General features: G+C 54.6%; 11 protein-coding genes. 9 read left to right on the top strand and 2 right to left on the bottom strand.

From position 1 onward, the window contains the following. Positions 1-332: 332 nt before the first annotated feature. Positions 333-1,919: an OmpP1/FadL family transporter gene (locus VFO10_RS00870; RefSeq protein WP_325136769.1), complete on the bottom strand. Its 1,587-nt coding sequence runs from the start codon at positions 1,917-1,919 to the stop codon at positions 333-335. 230 nt (positions 1,920-2,149) lie between these two features. On the opposite strand from VFO10_RS00870, the gene cueR reads away from it, so the two are divergent. From cueR to VFO10_RS00825, 9 genes are all read left to right on the top strand, one after another. Beyond that, entirely contained in the window at positions 2,150-2,569 is a 420-nt protein-coding gene (cueR, locus tag VFO10_RS00865) for a Cu(I)-responsive transcriptional regulator (protein ID WP_325136768.1), read from the top strand. Between the two features lie 76 nt (positions 2,570-2,645). Then, a complete protein-coding gene (locus tag VFO10_RS00860) occupies positions 2,646-4,814 on the top strand; it encodes a heavy metal translocating P-type ATPase (RefSeq protein WP_325136767.1) in 2,169 nt (722 codons plus the stop codon). Positions 4,815-4,865: 51 nt separating this feature from the next. Beyond that, entirely contained in the window at positions 4,866-7,139 is a 2,274-nt protein-coding gene (locus tag VFO10_RS00855; RefSeq protein WP_325136766.1) for a fatty acid cis/trans isomerase, read from the top strand. Positions 7,140-7,240: 101 nt separating this feature from the next. Further along, positions 7,241-9,283 carry a leucine-rich repeat domain-containing protein gene (locus VFO10_RS00850; RefSeq protein WP_325136765.1) on the top strand — a complete coding sequence of 681 codons (2,043 nt, stop codon included), beginning with the start codon at positions 7,241-7,243 and terminating at the stop codon, positions 9,281-9,283. Continuing rightward, positions 9,280-9,858 carry a hypothetical protein gene (locus tag VFO10_RS00845; protein ID WP_325136764.1) on the top strand — a complete coding sequence of 193 codons (579 nt, stop codon included), beginning with the start codon at positions 9,280-9,282 and terminating at the stop codon, positions 9,856-9,858. The genes VFO10_RS00850 and VFO10_RS00845 overlap by 4 nt, the downstream gene beginning before the upstream one ends. 151 nt (positions 9,859-10,009) lie before the next feature. After that, positions 10,010-12,757 carry an ATP-binding protein gene (locus tag VFO10_RS00840; protein ID WP_325136763.1) on the top strand — a complete coding sequence of 916 codons (2,748 nt, stop codon included), beginning with the start codon at positions 10,010-10,012 and terminating at the stop codon, positions 12,755-12,757. After that, positions 12,754-14,757, top strand: a complete 2,004-nt coding sequence (locus VFO10_RS00835; RefSeq protein WP_325136762.1) for a 7TM-DISM domain-containing protein — start codon at positions 12,754-12,756, stop codon at positions 14,755-14,757. Before VFO10_RS00840 ends, VFO10_RS00835 begins: the two co-directional genes overlap by 4 nt. A 90-nt stretch (positions 14,758-14,847) precedes the next feature. Continuing rightward, a complete protein-coding gene (locus VFO10_RS00830; protein ID WP_325136761.1) occupies positions 14,848-15,585 on the top strand; it encodes a hypothetical protein in 738 nt (245 codons plus the stop codon). A gap of 107 nt (positions 15,586-15,692) precedes the next feature. Next, entirely contained in the window at positions 15,693-17,609 is a 1,917-nt protein-coding gene (locus tag VFO10_RS00825; protein WP_325136760.1) for a B12-binding domain-containing radical SAM protein, read from the top strand. Here VFO10_RS00825 and VFO10_RS00820 read toward each other — a convergent pair. Beyond that, the gene (locus VFO10_RS00820) at positions 17,606-18,796 is read right to left on the bottom strand and encodes a hypothetical protein (RefSeq protein ID WP_325136759.1); all 1,191 of its coding nucleotides are present in this window, start codon (positions 18,794-18,796) and stop codon (positions 17,606-17,608) included. The two genes, VFO10_RS00825 and VFO10_RS00820, sit on opposite strands and share 4 nt — an antisense overlap. Positions 18,797-18,915 lie beyond the last annotated feature (119 nt).

Here is an 18,915-nt window from a genome sequence, read left to right as displayed (position 1 = left end):
TGCAGCATGGCGAACTTCTGCTCTGCGGTGAAAGCTCGTCTCGGTCGTTTGCCGGTCGTCGTCATTTTCGAATCCCCCTGGGCTATTATTATAGCGCATTAAAGAATTCGATTTCGTACGAGTATCAGAAACGCAACTCATATTGAATCAGGCACGATAATGTTTGCAGGCTATAGGCTTGTCTATACACCTTAATATCGAAGGATCGCTCATCAACTTTCTTGCCATAAGTTAGCTAAGCAGAAATGTGTAAACGAAATATCGAGAACCTCGTTCCAACAATCTTCCACTAAAACAACCGCTAGCTCGAAACTAGCGGTTGTTTTTTGATCTTAGAGAGCGCGATTGTATTGAGCCATTAAGGTGTTGGCTGTGACCTTGTATTTGCCAGTAAGGTCACCGCGGCCGTTTGCTTCTGGGTACGCATCGTTTTTCAGATTGAGTGTTGGGTCACGCAAGCGGGTGTGCATGAAGCCGAGGTCTGCGCTCCAACCTTCTGCCTGATAGCGGCCACCGATCGAATACATGCGGCGGTTGTCGTCAGGACTCCGCGGGGAACGAAGGTCGTCGGTCGTGGGCGAGTTATCGCTTGCGACACCGGCGCGCAGGATGACGTTTTCGTTGACCTTGTAATCACCACCGAGGCCGACGTGCCAGACGTCTTCCCAGTCCAGGCGGACCAACACGTTGGCGCCGGATTCAGGGACGACGTTGATGTCTTTGATTTTCGTCCAGCGGGTCATCGAAGCGCTCAGATAGATGTTCATATCGGTGACGCCTTTGTAATTGGCGCCGAAGCCAATGATATCGGGCACAGCGAGGTTCAGGTCGGCTTTGCGTTTCAGGCCAACGCTTGCGGCGTAGGCCTCTGCAGCAGAGGTTTCACCTGAGAGCTTGAAGTCACCTTCGGTTTTGTGAACCACCTGCGAGCGGTAGGAAAGACCAAGGTCGAGTTCGGCGATTGGCGAATAAAGAACACCGAAGGTGAAGCCGTAGGCGATATCGTTGCCTTCGTAGGAAGCGTAAACATCGTCCTGGCCTTCACGAGCGACGACCTGTCCCCCGACGTATTGGGCGCCCGCGGAAGTCAGAGTGTTTTGGATGATCGTTGGATAACTGGATGTGGGCTGTCCTGCAAGAGCCGATTGAGTCGCCGTCCTGAAATCTTTGGCCAACTGATTCGCTTCGATAGCGGTGTTGGCAGCAGCGGCTGCAGCCGAGTCTCCGGCACCAACTGCGTTATAGTAATCACGGACAAGGCCCGCAGCTGTCTGCGCCGCCGTCGTTGCAACAGACGCATTCGCCGCCGCTCCGTAGTTACTCGCCCCTTCAATCAAACCGCGTGCACTCTGAACCTGAACCCCGAAGCCAAGCTTCAAATTCTCCATCAGCTTATAACTTGCTGCGAGGTCGAGGTTGATCACCTCCAGCTCGGTCTTCGTTCCATGATAACGACCTACCCAGTCCTTACCATAATCGGTATTAGTCCCAAACGGTGCCGTCAACGCAACGCCCGCTGTGACGTCTTCGTTCACTTCATAGCTTGCATAGATCGCAGGAATGGTGGCGTTATCACCGAAATCATCGCTTTTCTTCGCGTCTTCGCTATCGTTAATAGCTTCGACGCCTGTACTAGCAACTGTCCTTTTCCCTTCGCTAAACTCGCCCTTGGGCATGATGAATGCGGCGCCAACGGCAATGTTGGTGCCTTTGAAAGCACTCAACGCCGCAGGGTTGGAAAACATTGCGGAGATGTCCGTTGTTCCCGAGACGTCCGAAGCACCGGCTGTCCCGATGGAGCTGGCGCTTTGTCCGCGGATGGCGAAACCCGCAGCGAACGCGTTATGACTGCAAAGAGTCAGAAGAAGACCGGGAACAATCCAACTCGCATACGACCGTTGACCGACAGATAACTGCATGGAAGACTCCTTCTTACACCGACTGGCTAAGATGCTGTCCAGTTAAACTCAACTGACACCATCCTATAGAAAAAAATAAATTTAAGAAATGATTCCTTCTGATTCCTCACAGTTCTGAAATTTTTGTCAAAAAGCAAAAATCAACTTGCCGTCTTCTTCAAACTTGACTTTACCACTATGGGAAGGTTGACTATGAAGGTCTGAACATGGGACAGGGCGAGGAGATCACCATGAATATCGGAGAAGCAGCCAAAGCTGCAGGCGTCAATCCAAAATTTATTCGTCACTACGAAGCCCGGGGTATTATCCCTAAAGCCGCACGTACCGAATCTGGCTATCGGCAGTATTCGGAAAACGAGGTGCATATTCTCATCTTTGTGAAACACGCCCGTGGGCTGGGCTTTTCGCTGCCGGAGATCAAAAGACTTGTCGGGCTCTGGCGCAATAAAGCCCGGAAAAGCGAGGACGTAAAAACGATCACGACAAAACATATCGATGCTCTCAATGTGAAAATTCGTGAACTGGAAAGTATCAAAAACGCCCTTGAGGACCTCGCGCGGCATTGTCATGGGGATGATCGACCCGAATGCCCCATCCTCGAAAACTTCGCACCCGAGGTGTCGAAAAAGCAAAGCAAGTCCGGAATTTAAGGAACGGTCACTTTTTCCCTTGACCTTCCCACGGTGGTAGGGTCGATGGTGATACCGTCAGCCGTAGGAGGAAATCATGCAAACGTCCGCTGTGGATATCACGATCGAAGGGATGACCTGTGCGTCCTGCGTGAATCGTGTGGAAAAGGCTCTGAAAAAAGTCCCCGGTGTGGGGAATGCTGTCGTCAATCTGGCCACTGAGAAAGCGCACGTGGAGTGGTCCGGACAGCCAGGCTCGGCCGACGCGCTCTTTGCTGCCGTGGAAAAGGTTGGGTATAAGGCCCGGCCTGTTTCAGAAAAACCAGCCACAGTCTCCCTGGAAAGAGAGCGAATCCTGCTTTATCTCGCCGGACTCCTGACTCTGCCTCTGGTCGGTCCCATGCTGATCGAACCCTTCGGCTATCACGCCATGCTTCCCGCCTGGCTGCAGCTCGCACTCACGGCGCCTATTCAATTCGTTCTGGGTGCGCGCTTTTATAAAGCAGGATGGAAAGCCGCCAAGGCCCTTTCGGGCAACATGGATCTGCTTGTAGCCCTTGGAACCAGCGCTGCGTTTGGCCTCAGTCTTTATCAGATGAGCAAGGGCGGACCCTTGTACTTTGAAAGTTCGGCCGTGATCATCACACTCGTGCTCCTCGGAAAATATCTGGAGGCGCGTGCCAAGCAGCAGACCACCGCGGCGATCAAAGCCCTGGAGGCCCTGCGCCCGGATCGGGCCCGCGTGCAAAGGGACGGCCAGGAAATCGAAGTGGCCATGAAGGAGGTCGTGCTCGGTGATCGCGTCATCGTGCGGCCAGGCGAAAAAATTCCCGTCGATGGTGTGATCGTTGAAGGCACAAGCCAGATCGATGAGTCCATGATTACCGGCGAAAGCCTTCCTGTGCTGCGCAGTTCAGGCGATAAGGTCACCGGAGGTTCGCTCAACGCCGATGGACTATTGATTGTGGAAACCAAAGCTCTGGGCGCGGAAACCACTCTGGCCCGCATCATTCGGCTTGTGGAAACCGCCCAGACCGAAAAAGCCCCGATTCAAAGACTGGTGGACAAGGTCAGCGCGATCTTCGTTCCAGCCGTGCTGGTCATCGCCTTGATCACAATGATCGGCTGGATCATCAGCGGAGCCAGCTGGGAAGCCGCCATCATTCATGCGGTCGCTGTTCTGGTCATTGCGTGTCCCTGTGCGCTCGGTCTTGCCACACCGACATCCATGATGGTGGGTACGGGTCTCGCGGCGCGCCACGGGATCCTCATCAAGGATGCGGAAACCCTGGAAATCGCCCATGAAGTGAAGACCATGGCCTTTGATAAGACGGGAACGCTGACCGAGGGCCGTCCCACATTGAATGATATCCATGCTGTGGATCAGAATCATCTGGGCCTTCTGCAGCTGGCCGCCGCAGTGCAACTCGGCAGCGAACATCCCCTCGCCCGTTCGGTGGTGGCCCAGGCCAAGGCTGAAGGACTCAAGGTCGAACCCGCCCGCAATACCAGAGTGGTCGCTGGTAAAGGCGTCGAAGGTGAGGTCGCAGGATATGAACTCATCATCGGCACCGCACGTTACCTGGAAAGTTACAGCATTAAAACCCATGAAGTCGCTTCCGTCGTCCACGCCTGGCAACTGGAAGGCCAGACCGTTTCCTATATCGCTGACAAGAAAAGCGCACGGCTTTTAGGGGCATTATCCTTCAGTGACCCCTTGAAAGCCGATGCGGCAGCGACGATCGCCACCCTGCATGATCAGGGTCTCACGACGGTTTTGATCACCGGCGATAATAAGCCGAGCGCCGAGCGGGTCGCAACGAAACTGGGCATTCAAAAGGTGTTTGCCGAAGTTCTGCCGGAAGACAAGGCGAATATCGTCAAGAGCCTGAAACTGGAAGGGCATAAAGTCGCCATGGTCGGTGATGGCATCAATGATGCGCCGGCGCTGGCCGCCGCGGATGTGGGGATGGCCATGGCCACCGGCACGGACGTGGCCATGCATACGGCCGGCATCACTCTGATGCGAGGGCAGCCTCTTTTGATTCCCGATGCTCTGGAAATCTCGCGCAGGACCTATCATAAGATCCGGCAGAATCTGTTCTGGGCCTTTATTTATAATGCCCTGGGCATACCCCTGGCGGCCCTGGGTTACCTGAGTCCCATGATCGCCGGCGCCGCCATGGCTTTCAGTAGCGTCAGCGTCGTCACCAATGCCCTGCTTTTGAAAAGGTGGAGTCCCGCGGCGGTATCGAAAAAAGCCTAATTATGATAGCGTGGAACGAAGTCTCGATTGCGCAACGGAGGTTACGGCCTGATGAGATTTCGGTTCCTTCTGCTCCTCTTTCTCATAACGGCCTGCACTTCGGCAAAACCCACAGTGATCAAGGAACTTCCTGAATCCGCTTCGGTGGATCAGGATCAGTTTTATTTCAAGAGTGTGAAACCCCTGCTCGATAAACGCTGCGTGAGCTGCCACTCCTGCTATACAGCCCCCTGTCAGCTGAATCTGGCCCACATCGAAGGCATGCGGCGCGGGGCCACCAAGAACCCTCTTTACGATGGCACCCGCATTACCGCGGCGGAACCCTCTCGCCTCTTCGTCGATGCGCATTCGGCTTTGGAATGGATGCAGAAGAAGGATTTTTTCCCCGTCGCGCGCATGAAGCCCGGCCAACCGTCATTGACCGAAGCCCTGTTATGGCAACGAGTCATGTATCCCGGTCCCGTCGGTGTCGTGTCGAATGAAAGTCATGAATGCCCAGCGGATAATGCCCAGTTTGAGGAGTACCAGAAAAAACTCCCCAACAGCGGCATGCCTTATGGGTTTCCTCCCCTGGCGCCGCACGAAATAAAAATCATCAATCGCTGGCTCGAAAGCGGCTATCCCAAGCTCACGGCGTCCCGGCAACTGCAGCTTTCGCAGCCCCAAAATATCCTGGCTCTGCGCCGCTGGGAACAGCTCTGGAATCAAGGCGATCCGAAGCATCGTCTCGTGGCCCGTTATATCTATGAGCATCTTTTCCTCGGACATCTCCGCATCCCGGAACTGCCGGGTGAATTCTACCGCATGGTCCGCTCGCGCACCAAAGCGCCCGAGCCGATTGATGTGATCGCCACTACCTGGCCTTTCGATGATCCGGGCGTCAGCACTTTTTACTATAGACTGCAGAAAGTCGAAGAGACGCTGACGCTGAAAAATCATCTGATCTATCCCCTTTCCCAGGAAACCTGGCAGCGTTGGCAGGAAATCTTTTTCGAAGAGCCCTGGGCTTTGGAGGCGCAGGATTTTCCAAGCTACGAGAACAAGGTCGCAGCCAATCCCTTTCTCGCCTTCAAGGCTATTCCCGCCGAAAGCCGCTATCGCTTCCTGCTCGACAATTCCCTTTTCTTCGTGAGCGCCTTCATCAAAGGCCCCGTCTGTGAAGGGCCGATCGCAGTGAATGTCATTGATGAGCATTTCCACATACTCTTCCTCGCCCCACGCGAAGACCTCGCCCAGCAGAGCCCCGGTTTTCTGGAGCGCGCGGCTCAGGATTTGAGTCTACCGGCCGAAGGCCGCAATAATCCCCTGTCGAGCCTTTATGTGAAATACAAGGCTGCGCAGCTTGATTTCGTCGAGCAAAGACAGAAGCTCTTCGCGGAAAGCTTTCCGAAAGGTCTAGAGCTGAATGACATCTGGGACGGCGACAGTCATAATCCCCAGGCGCTCTTAACCGTCTTCCGGCACTTTGACAACGCCTCGGTCAGCACAGGCGCGATCGGCCGCATTCCCAAAACGATATGGGTCATGGACTATCCCATATTCGAACGCATGTACTATCTGCTCGTGGCCGGCTTTGATGTCTTTGGCAATGTCTTCCATCAGTCGGCGACCCGCATGTACATGGACAATCTGCGGGTGGAATCCGAGGATCTTTTTCTCTCGTTTTTCCCCAGCAAAACAAGGCAAAACCTAAGGCGCCACTGGTATCGGGGCCTGGCTGCCCAGGAACTCATGAAGTATCTGAATCCCTATGGAGGCGTGCCGGCCTCCAGTTTGATTCCCTATTATACGCAAGATCCGAAGCGGGAATTTTTGCAGTACGTGCTCAAGGAACGCTTCAATGCCCGGGTTCGGGGCCAGACTCCGGTCGTGCCGCCTCGCGACAAGGTCCTGGATCAGCTGAATAATCATACCGGAGCCCAGTATGAAATGCTGCCCGACCTGACCTTCCTTCTGGTCGAAGGCAAAGACGATCGCCTCTATAGTTTGATTCATCATAAAGAGCATCTGAATGTCAGCTTCATGTTTGGCGAAGACGGCCGCCGCGTGCCCGCCGAGGATCGCCTGGAAGTCCTGCCTGGAGTCTATGGAGCCTTTCCCAATTTCTTTGTGAAGGTGCGCGAGGATCAACTGCAGAATTTCGTAAGGGATACGCTTCGGCTCAATAAGAATCCGCGTCAGCTGAAGGAATGGATTGCCCTCTATGGCATCAGTCGGCAGAACCCCGATTTCTGGCGCTATTTCGATCGCGTGCAGCAGCTCACCGACCAATCCAAACATTTCGACACGGGGATCCTGGATCTGAGCAAATATGAGCTTTGGTAACCCATCCAAATAGCAGAACAAGTCCCTGACTTTTCAAGTTTTACCGCCCCTGAGCCGATACGGTCCGTAAGCTATTTTTTCATTAGAGGACCCGTTACCCTATGGTCAGGCCAGGGAAACATGCGCGGCTCGCATGGCTATCGCTCTTACTGCTCGGCGCGTGCCAGCAGAGCGGTCAGTCCTATCGCGGCGTCGCAGCGAGCCGGGTGCGGGCGGCGAATGCCAGCACCGCCGCGACCGTCACGCCCCAGCCTATCGGTCCCGCCACCGACAATCTCTTTTTAAGCTTCGCGCAGCTCTGTGACGATCGTAAAAATTTGGAGCGGGCCTATACCGTCAAGGTCCTCATGCAGCGTTCATCCAGCAGCAGCTGCGAGGGACTTTACGCGTATCTGGTCGGGGCTGCGGACCTGAATCTCGTGGCCAGCGGCATACGAGACATCAGTCTTCTGGCGTTTGCGCCAGCCCTGGCCCGACTGGATCTCAGGGATAATAGTATCGTCGATCTCAGTCCGCTCAAAGATATGAAGCAGCTGCGATACCTGGATGTCTCGGGCAACAGGATCAGCAAGATCGAGCCTCTCGCGCCCTTAACGCAGCTGATCGAACTCGGTATTTCCGAAAACTCCATAAGCGACATCAGCGCCGTTCGCGGCATGACCCAGCTGAAACTGCTGAAAGCTTCCAAAAATTCCATCGCCTCCATCGAGGCCCTCGCAGGCTTGAAGAATCTGCAATCGGTGAGTCTCCACACGAATATGATAACGCGTGTCGACAGTCTCGGCGGACTTACGAACTTGACCAACGTCAATATCCATAACAATGCTGAGCTCGCAGATCCCTCGCCTCTAAGGGCTCTGGATAAGCTTCAGACCCTGGATATTCAGGGAACCAAAATCAAAGATCTCGCTTTCCTGGGGCAGCTGACGAACCTCGTCGAGCTTCATCTCCTGGGCGGGCCCTTCGCGGGACTGGAAACTCTTTCCCAGTTGAAAAAACTTGAGACCCTGGAACTTGCCAACCAAGTGGGACCAGGCGAAAGTCCCAGCGCAGCACCCGTCCTTGACTATACCTTCCTGCAGACTTTGCCCCGGCTCAGCAATTTGGAAATCGCCGATTTTAACGTCACCGATATCAGCTTTTTGACTCCAGTTAAAACTCTTCAGTCTCTGAATCTTTTCACCTCGCCTCTCGTCAACCCCGAGGTCCTCGGTCAGCTCACGTCCTTGAAGCAGCTCACCCTGCTCAGCAACCTCGCCTCGGACGGACAGTTTCTGACCAGTCTCAAAAACCTGGAAAAGCTCGAAGTCCCCTTCGGCGCTTTGAGCAGTTTGAATTTCCTCGCCGCGACACCCGCACTGCAGGAACTTGATATCTCGGGCAACGTGATCACCGACCTTGCGCCACTGGCCCAGGCCCGAAACCTTCGCATTCTTCGCATGGACAGCCTCGATGCCACGAGTCTTGCGCCTCTGAGCGGCCTGACCCAGCTGACATCGTTGATTGCCACCGACAACAGCATCAGCGATCTGCAGCCGCTTTCCGCTTTGATCAAACTCGAAAAATTGAATCTGGGCGCCAACAGCGTGGCCTACAGCCTGGAACCTCTCGCACGACTCAGCAATCTTCAGGAACTGAATCTGAACGGTGCGCCTTCGGTCAACCTGAAAGGCCTGGAAAACCTTCAATCCCTGCAGTTTCTGAGTGCCTCAGGGATTAAGATGAGCGACTGCTCGGGACTCACGGCCCTGACAAAGCTTACCAATCTGAATATCAGCCGCAATAGTCTTGGCGATTTAAAATGCCTCAGCAATTTGCAGAAGCTTGAGTCCTTAAACATCAGTGAGAACCCAGGCGTTACGGGTTTAACGCCGCTTCTTGGACTGGATCAGCTGACGACGCTCCTGGTCGGCACCACCGGCGTGAAGGACCTTGAGCCTCTGCGCTCCAAAGTTCGCCTCAGCATTCTGCAGCTGAAAAATACCGCCGTGCAGTCCATAGAACCTTTGGCGCAACTCACGCGATTGGAGTCTTTGGATCTAGCCGGTACTCAATTGGTGGCCCTGAGGGATCGTTCCCAGGCTGGCTGTCAAAAACAGCAGCAGAGTCGCGCGACACAAAGTTACTGTGAGCAAAAACCATGAAGCACCTGACGTTGGCCATTCTTATCGCTTTTCTCGCGGCTTGCAATCCGGTCATGAATGGTTTCATAGCCGCGCGCAAAGATGATGATGGCAGCGCAAAAAAGTCGACACAGAATGATGATGATGCCGAACGCGTCGACATTCCCAATAATATCTCCGGCTCCTACCTCATGTGCTCTTTGCGCAAGGATGCCACGGACACAGCGGTTTCCAGCGAGTATGGCTGCCGTTTGAATGAAGCCGGCACAAACAATCGACTCGACCTCGGGCTTTATCAGAATCGCGTGCAGTGGCTCAGCAATGATGCCGAAGGCGTTCGCATCACCTTGAATCCTGAGAATTCGGTCTGGCATGCGCTCTATACCGTGACGGCCAGCGATCTTCCCGCGCTTCGCGAAAAGGTGGCAAGGCTACAGATTCAGGTTCAGTGGTCTCTTCCCAATGGCGCTGCGGGCCCTACCTTCAAAGATCAGAAACTGATCGAGGCGCTGCAACCCGCTGCGGCGGCTGGGGATACCACAGCTCCGATTCTGAATGGCCAGGGCCTCGACCCGGCGGATCCCGGAACGCTCTAAAGGGCCTTACCACTCAAGCAGATTTCCACTTCAACATCCGGTTTTCACCGGATGTTTTATCCTCTTTCAAAAGCGGAACAACAGTTTTCCTGGAAAGATTGCGATACGGGATAGCCGAAATCTTGAACGGTTATACCTGACACTGGGTTTTATGCGCAATGTGCTCGCCATATTTCTCTTTCTGTTCATTCTGATGGACAAGGCGTGGGCTATTCCCGAGGTCAAGCTCGTGCAGGGGACGGCCGTGCTCCCAGACGAGGGACGTGGACTCTATAAAATTACCGGCGAAGCAGAAATGATCTGGGATCAACTCTCAAGTCCCGATGAATTCACAGCCGGTGAAACCAAGGTCCGCCTGGTGCCCTTTCCCGATGTCTGGAGCGCACTCGAACACGATGGCCTCAGCCGCCAGGGCAAAGCCACCTACCGTATGACCATTCACCTTCCCGAAAGCCTTTTAGGCGAGCGTCTGGGACTATGGCTCCCGCGGTCCTTGGGATCGTCCACCATCTGGATGAACAACAAAAAAATCATTGAGCATGATTTCGGACCGGATGGGACGGATCTCTTCGATCGCTCGCCCGGGCATAACAGAATTTTCATAGTGCCGCGCGAGAAGACTCTGCAGTTTGTCATTCAGACCTTCAACTGGCATATGCATACGGGCGGTTTTGTCGACCGCTTTCTGATTGGTCGGGCCGAAGACCTGCAAAAAATCAGCTTCGACCTTATGGCCTTTGATTTCCTGGTCTTCGGCCTGCTCGTCTTCTCTTCCATCTATCACCTTTGGCTTTTCACATTCCGCAGAAAATTCGAAGCCTATCGTGATCTCGGGCTCTTCTTTTTGCTGGTGGTCGCCCGGATGCTGAGCACGGGCTCCTCTCATTGGCTGTCCGAGCTCGGCTGCAATGAAATGATCGTCTATAAATTGGGTTGGCTGACCTACTACGGCGGGATCCTGGTTGGAGTGCATCTGATCCGTTCCATTTATCCCGACGAAACACCGGGTCTTTTGGTTAAGGTCGCACGGGTGGTCGCGATCATCACATGCGCTATCGTTTTTTTCACGCCGCTCTCTTTTTCGCATATCCTGCTGCGGCCCATGCAGATCTTCACGATCGCCATCATAGGTCCTGTGATGTGGACCCTCTTCCGCGCCTACCTGAATCGCCGCCAGGGGACGCTGGTTCTTTTGCCGGCAACCGCCCTGCTGCTCGCTATGGCCCTGGTGGAAATCTATAATTCGGTGAATAAGATTGATCAGAACTACAGCCTGCTCGGTGTCGGCATGCTGCTCTTCTCGCTCGGGGCTTCGATATCGCAGTCGGTAAGCTTTGATCGCACCTTTCATAGGGTCGAGCGTCAGACCCGGGGCATCAATAGCCTGAATCAAAAGCTTCGGAAGCAGGCGGAAATCCTGGAGCGCCGGATTCATCAGACCACCGAGGAAATGTCCACGCTGCTTCATAACCTGCCGGAAGGCGTACTTTTGATCGAGGGGAAATATGGGCATTTGGAAGTGGGTTCCTATCTTTCCCAGTCCATGAAACGAATCCTGGGCGCTGACACGATCACGTGGCCGCTGGTGCAAAACTTTTTTCTGGAAACGCATCTGGATTCGGATCAAAGGGCTCAGCTTGAAGCGACTTTGGGCGTGATGATCGGTGATGATGCCATCAGCTTTGAGCTGAATGCCGAAAATTTGCCCAAGGAGCTGCTTGTGATCGGTGACAAGGCCACGCAGAGTTACCTGTGCGCCTGGGCTCCGGTTGTGCTGGACGGCAGCATCCATTCCATCCTGCTCGTCCTGGTCGATGTTTCCTCCGAACGTTCCGTTTATCATCAGTTTGAAATGGAGCAGCAGATCTTCGATAGGATGCTGCAGCTTCTGACCACAGAATCCGATAATCTGCCGGTCTTTATGCAGGAAGCCCAGCAGATCATGCGCCGTCTGGAAAGCGGCAGCCAGGACTCCGCGCCCGAACGCTCCCCCGCTCTTCTGCGTGAACTCCATACTCTCAAAGGCCTCGCCCGAGGCTTCGGACTTTTGGGGCTCGCCCGGACGGCTCATGAGATGGAAGAAAGACTTCTGCGACAGCCGCTCAGCCGTCTCGATACGCTTTTTACCGTATGGGCTTCGCATCAGAAAGCCTTCAGCATGCTTGGTTTCAGCAGTCAGAATTTTCCTGCTCGGGAAAAGGAGGAGGATCTGCTCCTCGTCTGCGGTCAGGTTTTGTTTGCACGCTTCGAAGCACCCTCGGATGCATGGCAGACGGCCTGGCAAAACTATGTGAAGTCGCTCTTCATTCGCTTGGATGACCTTGTCGCATCCGTGGAAGAAGGACTCGCATCAGTGGCCCAGCAGCTTGGCAAACCCAAGCCGCGGCTTATCATCGAAGGCGGCGAGGTGGGTATCCGCAGAAGCATTCAGGGCAAACTCCTGGGCGGCCTCACTCATATTCTGCGCAATGCCCTGGATCACGGCCTGGAAAATGCCGAGGAAAGGCGCGCGCAGAATAAACCCGGCCAGGGGTCCATTTTCATCACGCTGCACTTTCGTGAAAAGATTCTGATCGAAGTCCATGATGATGGCCGCGGCCTGAATCTTCACAGCATTCGCCGGCGCGCCTTGGAAAAAGGCCTGATAAGCGCGGATCAGGACCTGAGCGACGAGCAGCTGGTGCAGTTCGTCTTTGCGCCCGGCTTTTCCACCAAAACGGCTGTCAATGATATCTCGGGTCGCGGCCTCGGTATGGACGCGGTTCAGGCCGCGATGCGGCAGATGGGTGGGCAGATTCGCATTGTCTGGAGAAGCCGCAAGAATGAACAGGGTTTTCGTCAGGGCATGTGGTGCATTTCCCTGCCGCGGCGTTATGGATTTCATGAGGTGGCCTCATGAAGATCCTTGTCCTTCTGATCATGCTGCTGACAATCCCAAGGCTGGAGGCGGGCAGCCTCCCGGAGTTTATCTGGGATGCCACGGCGGAAGCGGAAGGTCTGAGCATTCAGGGTAATCTGGCTTGGAATCAAAAGGCCTGTGACTTTGATAAAGTCGAACAGGACACGCGGACCTTTCCGGTATTTTCCTATAAGCGGCCATCCGGGAAACCTTATAAGGATCCGACCGGAGCTTTTTGCTTCGCCCTGCGGCTGCCCGAGGAACGTCTCGGCACTCTTCTCCATTTCAGCATGATTCGGCTTTTTGGAGTCGCAGAGCTTACCATCAATGGCGAGCGCGTCTGGTTTCAGGACCAGACTACAGGAGCGGAGCGCCTGAATCTTCTTTATGAAGTGAAAAGTCAGAATCTTCTGGTCGAACTTCGTCTGCGTTGCCATGAAGCGCCATCCTGCGGTTTCCGCGGCGCTCTGCACGTCCGCAGCGATCGGCAGGGAACCCGCGCCGACCTTCTGCATTATTCCTACGATCTTCTGGCTCTCACGGGAATCCTGGCCTGCCTTTTCTATCACATGATCTTTGCGTTTCTGCGCCGGCGTTCGAGCACGGCGATTTTTCTTTCCATCAACGCCTTCGCTCTGATGCTCCGACTCTTTCTTTCTGGGCACGGGCAGCTGCACTTCTTTTTTAATATTCCAGAAAACTGGTACTGGCGCCTGGAGACGCTGGCGGCTTACCTGCTCCTGGCATCAACAGTGAGCCTCGTCAGAACAGTCTTTGAAAACGAGGCGCCCAAACATCTTTCGCTTCTGGGCTGGTCCATCGCGGGAACGTCGAGCGTCTTTCTGCTGCTCGGGCCGCGCGTCTTCCCCTTCCTTCTTTCCATCGTTTATGCGCTGGTGTTCCTGAACATCATCAATTACATGTTCGTCATCCCCAGGGCTTTGCGCCAGCGCCGTTCCGGAGCCGTTCTTATGGTGATCTGCGCGGCGGTGACATTTTTCTCGGCTCTCTTTGAGGCCCTGAACACGCGTTGGAATATCGAGATGCATTCGGCCGCTCAACCCCTGACCTATCTGGGTACCATGATTTTTCAATCAGTGCTCCTGGCCACCCGGATCAATGACGCCTTCGTCACAGCGGAAAAACAGGAGTCGGAAATCAAAACCTTGAAGGAACAAATCGAGGTCGAGATCCGCAGCCTGGACCAGAAGATTCTGGAACGCACAACCGAGCTGCGGACTATCTTCCAATCCATCTCCACCGGCATACTTTGGATCAACCTCGATGATCAGAACAGCCTTCGCATCAGCAGTGAATATTCCGATCATCTGCGCCAAACCATAGGCTTTGACATTGAAGCCTGGCATGAAATGCATTTCTTCCTGCGTCGCATGCGGCTCAGCCCCTTGCCGTGCAGTGGGAAAGAGCTTGCGGCGTTTTTCCAGGAGCACATGAAACAGCCGGAAACCCTGGATCCGATGCTGGAGAAACTCCTGGGCGGCATCAAGGTCTTTGATGATCTGGATCGGGCGAAGCATCTGAAATTCAAGTGGATCCCCATCCTTGAAGACGGCCGCGTGACCGAACTCTTCCTCTTCGTCTTTGATGTGTCCTTATCCATGGACATGCAGGAGCTGGCCCACTGCAAAGCCCTGGAAATCGAGGCCCTGCGCGAGTTGACAAGGCTGTCGCCCGTCGCGCTCGAAGCCGGGTATCAGGTCTTTGGCAATCCCAGCCTGCCGACCATCAGTCAGTTTGCGGCCGAGCATCAGTTGGTCCGTCTCGACGAGGCCTTGAGCGGCCTGCAGCATGAAAAGCACCTTGATAAATTTATGCAGGCCTACCAGCGGGTGCTGACTTTGCTTGCGGAGCGCCAGATTCGGGCGCGGCAGCAGTCCCCCTTCGATTATGAGAGTTTTCTTGAAATGCCTGACTGGGAAAACCTTCCGGTCGATACCCGCACGCTCTTCCATGAGCTGGTCCGCGCCCGCGGAAAGTAACCAATCCGTGGCCCAGTTCTGACAATGGCCTTGCGAAGATCCCAAACAACACGTTATCACTGGACCCTTGAACGGCGAAAGGAGTTGAGTATGAACGTGTTGCAACGCATGGCTTTGTGCAGTCTGAGCGGTCTGTTTTTTTGGACTGTGGCCGAGGCCGCGGATGAACTGACCCTCGTGTCGACTATGAATGTTCCCATGTCCAAGTATGGTATGGTCTGGCAAAGCACCCAGGCTCGGGTGCGGGTCAAGAACCTCGCTTATGAAAAATCGGTCACGCTCGTATTTAAGGACGCGGACGGTCAAAGCCTTGAGGTTCCCGCGACCTATTACGGCCCTGCCGATCAGGGCTATGAAATTTGGGAAGCATGGACCAATCTCAGTTCAGGCAAACCCTATACCTTCGACGTGAGCTATGATGTGGCCGGTCGCAACTATGGTGCCGGGGGCTTCGAGCTTAAATCCGGCCCCATGCTTTTTGCAGGGCAGAACGTGCAGCAGGTTCTGGGATCGAAGCAATTTTATGGATCCTATGCAACCTTCACGGTCGCTGTGCTGAATATCGGCTGGCAGAAAAACGTCACCGCACATTACAGCTGTGACGGCTTTCGGTCCGAGGATAGGCTCCCCCTCAGCTTTCAGCCGCAATTCAGCTATGGCTATGGTTATGTCAGCTCCCCCACCGCCGAGGGCTTTGAAATATGGTCGGGCTCGCTCGGCAACCTTCCCGAATCGTGCAGCGTGCTGAACTATTATTTCACCTATGATGTGAACGGCCAGCGCTATGCTGATACAAATTTCGGCGTCAACTACGTGATGTCCCGATAAAACAGGGCCCCGGACCTCGCAAAACCCGGTCCGGGGAGTTGCAATTCCCCACGCGAAAGGCTATACCAACCGGGCCGATCCATTCCCTTGTTTAATAGGTCCCGTGTATGACGAGCCCCAGGATCCTTCTTCTTACGCCTCCAATGACGCAGCTGAATACCCCTTATCCGGCGACAGCCTATCTCACGGGTTTTCTGCAGATGCATGGCTATGCAGTAGAGCAACGTGACCCGGCCATTGAACTGCTGCTGGCCTTGCTTTCCCGACATGGACTTATGGAGATCAAGGCCGAGCTGGATGCGAACTTCGAAGACGTCCCTTATGAAGAGCGTCCGGAGGAAGTGCAGCTCTTCCTGGAAAATTTCCCAGCCTATTTGAATACGGTGGAACCGACCCTACGTTTTCTGCAGGGCAAGGATCCGAGTCTTGCGATACGACTCTGCTCGCGGCAGTACCTGCCCGAGGCCATCGGTTTTGCGGGCCTGCATCAGATGGAAGAGATCGAAGGCGCGGAGCATCTGGGTCATGCCTTTGGCAGTCTCGGCACGCAGGACAAGGGTAAGTACCTCGCGAGTCTTTATGTGGCGGGACTCGTGTCGGTGATCAATGCGGGCATTGATCCGCGCTTCGAGCTTTCGCGTTACGGCGAAAGGCTGGCGGCGAGCAATCCGAGCTTCGATGATCTGCATGATTCGATCGAAGGCCAGGAAACCTTTGTCGATGATGTGCAGAAATCCATCATCCTTGGTTATTTGAACGATACAAAGCCGGATGTGGTCGGGATCACCCTCCCCTTTCCTGGCAATGTCTACGCGGGTTTTAAGATCGCGCAGACGGTGAAGCAGTGGAATCCTGAGGTCCGCGTGCTGATGGGCGGCGGTTATGTGAATACCGAGCTGCGTGGTCTGAAAGATCCTCGCGTCTTCAACTATGTGGACTATATCACCGTCGATGACGGCGAGCGTCCGCTTCTGAACCTGCTTGAGCATCTGAGCGGCCAACGTCCCGAGAATGAGCTGATGCGCACCTATCAGCGCAAAGACGGACGCGTTCTCTATTGGGATTCGAAAAAGACCCATGATATCCCGCATAAGGATACCGGCACGCCCACCTATCGGGGCCTGCCGCTCGACAGTTATCTTTCCATCTGTGAAATGCCCAATCCCATGCATCGCATCTGGTCGGATGGGCGTTGGAACAAGATCACGCTCGCGCATGGCTGCTACTGGAACAAGTGCAGCTTCTGCGATGTGAGCCTCGATTATATCGCGCGCTATGATGAGGCGCATGCGGATATCATCCTGGCCCGCATGGAGGCCCTGATCGCGGAAACCGGCCAGACCGGATTTCACTTCGTCGATGAAGCCGCGCCGCCCAAGGTGCTGCTGGCCCTGGCCAATCGAATCATAGAAAAAGGCCTGACCGTCACCTGGTGGGGCAATATACGTTTTGAAAAGACCTTCACGCCGAAGGTGGCGAAAATCCTGGCTGCGTCCGGCTGCATCGCGGTGAGCGGTGGTTTGGAAGTCGCTTCCGATCGGCTTTTGAAGCTGATGAATAAGGGCGTCACGGTCGAGCAGGTGGCGCGCGTGACCCGGGCCTTAACGGATGCCGGCATCCTCGTTCACGCTTACCTTATGTATGGGTTTCCCACGCAAACGAAAAAGGAAACCGTCGAGGCCCTCGAATACGTGCGGCAGCTCTTCCAGGCCGGCTGCATTCAATCCGGCTACTGGCATCGCTTTGCCGCCACCGTGCACAGTCCTGTCGGAAAAAATCCCGAGCAGTTTGGGATTCGGCTCCTGCCTTACGATGATATCCAGTTTGCCAGCAATGATATCGAGTTCGAAGACCCGACCCCATGCGATCATGAGGTCCTGGGGGAAGGGCTCAAGCGGGCGCTTTATAACTACATGCACGGAATGGGCTTGAACGAACCGCTGCATATCTGGTTTGATCAACCCATCCCGAAACCCAAGGTGTCGGCAGATTATATCGCGGCGGCGCTACATCAGGTCCATTAAAGCGTCGTGTACATAGGCTCGCCCAGGCTGCTGTCTTCTTCTTTGAGGCGCAGCTTCAGACGGAATTCGTAGTCACCTTCCGTGCGCACGGTTTGCCGGAAGCTGTAGTCGGGAATCATAAACGCATCATCGGATGGAAAGAAGCTTGTGCTCTGCTGCCAGGCCGCAGCCCCTTTGGTGCGATATTCAAAGCGCAGCTCCCCACCTTTATTTGTGACCAATCCAAAATTCAGCGTAAACTGCGTGCCGGCTTTTTCCACCGATTTCAGTTGGAAATATTCCACATCCTTTTGGGCCACGGCAGCCGGAGCTTTATTCAAAGCCCCTTCGGTACCGGGCCAGCTGGCGTTAAACCCCGGTCTTTGCGCCAAAGCCCGGATGCCTGTGATGTCGTCATCGGTCAGATAAAGTTTGGCGACATTCGAAGCGGCTGCCATCATGCTCTTCAGATCAGGGTGCTCGGATTTGAAATTCGGATCGCAGTTGCTCGGGCCTTCGTACTGATCGCACATGCCCCAGACATGACCAAATTCATGAACGAGCACGGCCAAGGCAATGGACGTCCCGCGTGGCGCCACTTCCATCGTATCGCGCGCCTGCATCTGATTCAAAATCTCCGAGCTGTCGGCTGCACGTCGCCTCAGGTCCTGAAGACTGATCCACCGTGTGGTGCCCCAAAGATCCGGTGACGCTTTATAATCGCGCAAAAAGAGATAGCGTTTGAAGCTGGTGATTTTCTGCGCTGAATATCCGCGCCAGCTGCTTCCCGTCTGCCCCACCGTACTGCCCCTTAGGGGAGCAAAACCAATCACGACATCGAATTCATCCCCGCAGGCCGCATAATAGGCTGTCTGAAGACTCGTCGGCGTGTCGGTGGCCGTGGCGCGAGGCAGATCCTTCACCGAAGTCTCTACGTTGATGGCACGCCCGAGGTAACCCGCCCAAACGTTAATGGCAGCATGGACTTCAGCTTCCACCCCTGGCAATTCATCCACCATGTAGCGTGGTATACAGACCTTGTAAACGTCGCCGGGTTTTTTATTGATCAGATACTGGGGTGCAGCGGGATTCAAACTCTGATCCTGCAAATGTCCCCACGAAAGATCACTGGTCGCCTGCTTCTCACCACAGGATACAAGAGCTGCACCAAGGCTTAGAAGGATCGCAGAGAGAGTGGTTTTCTTCATATCGTCAGTCTCCGTCAGCAATGGAATCCATAGGAAGCCACGAACGACTTCTTAAAAGATTCGCTTTGTCCGATTGAATAGGAATGCTCTTTGTCTCATTCCGAATGTATAAGCGGAGA

Origin of the sequence: Oligoflexus sp. (assembly GCF_035712445.1) — a bacterium.
In the GTDB taxonomy this organism is placed as follows: domain Bacteria; phylum Bdellovibrionota_B; class Oligoflexia; order Oligoflexales; family Oligoflexaceae; genus Oligoflexus.
This window is presented reverse-complemented; position numbering and strand designations above follow the sequence as displayed.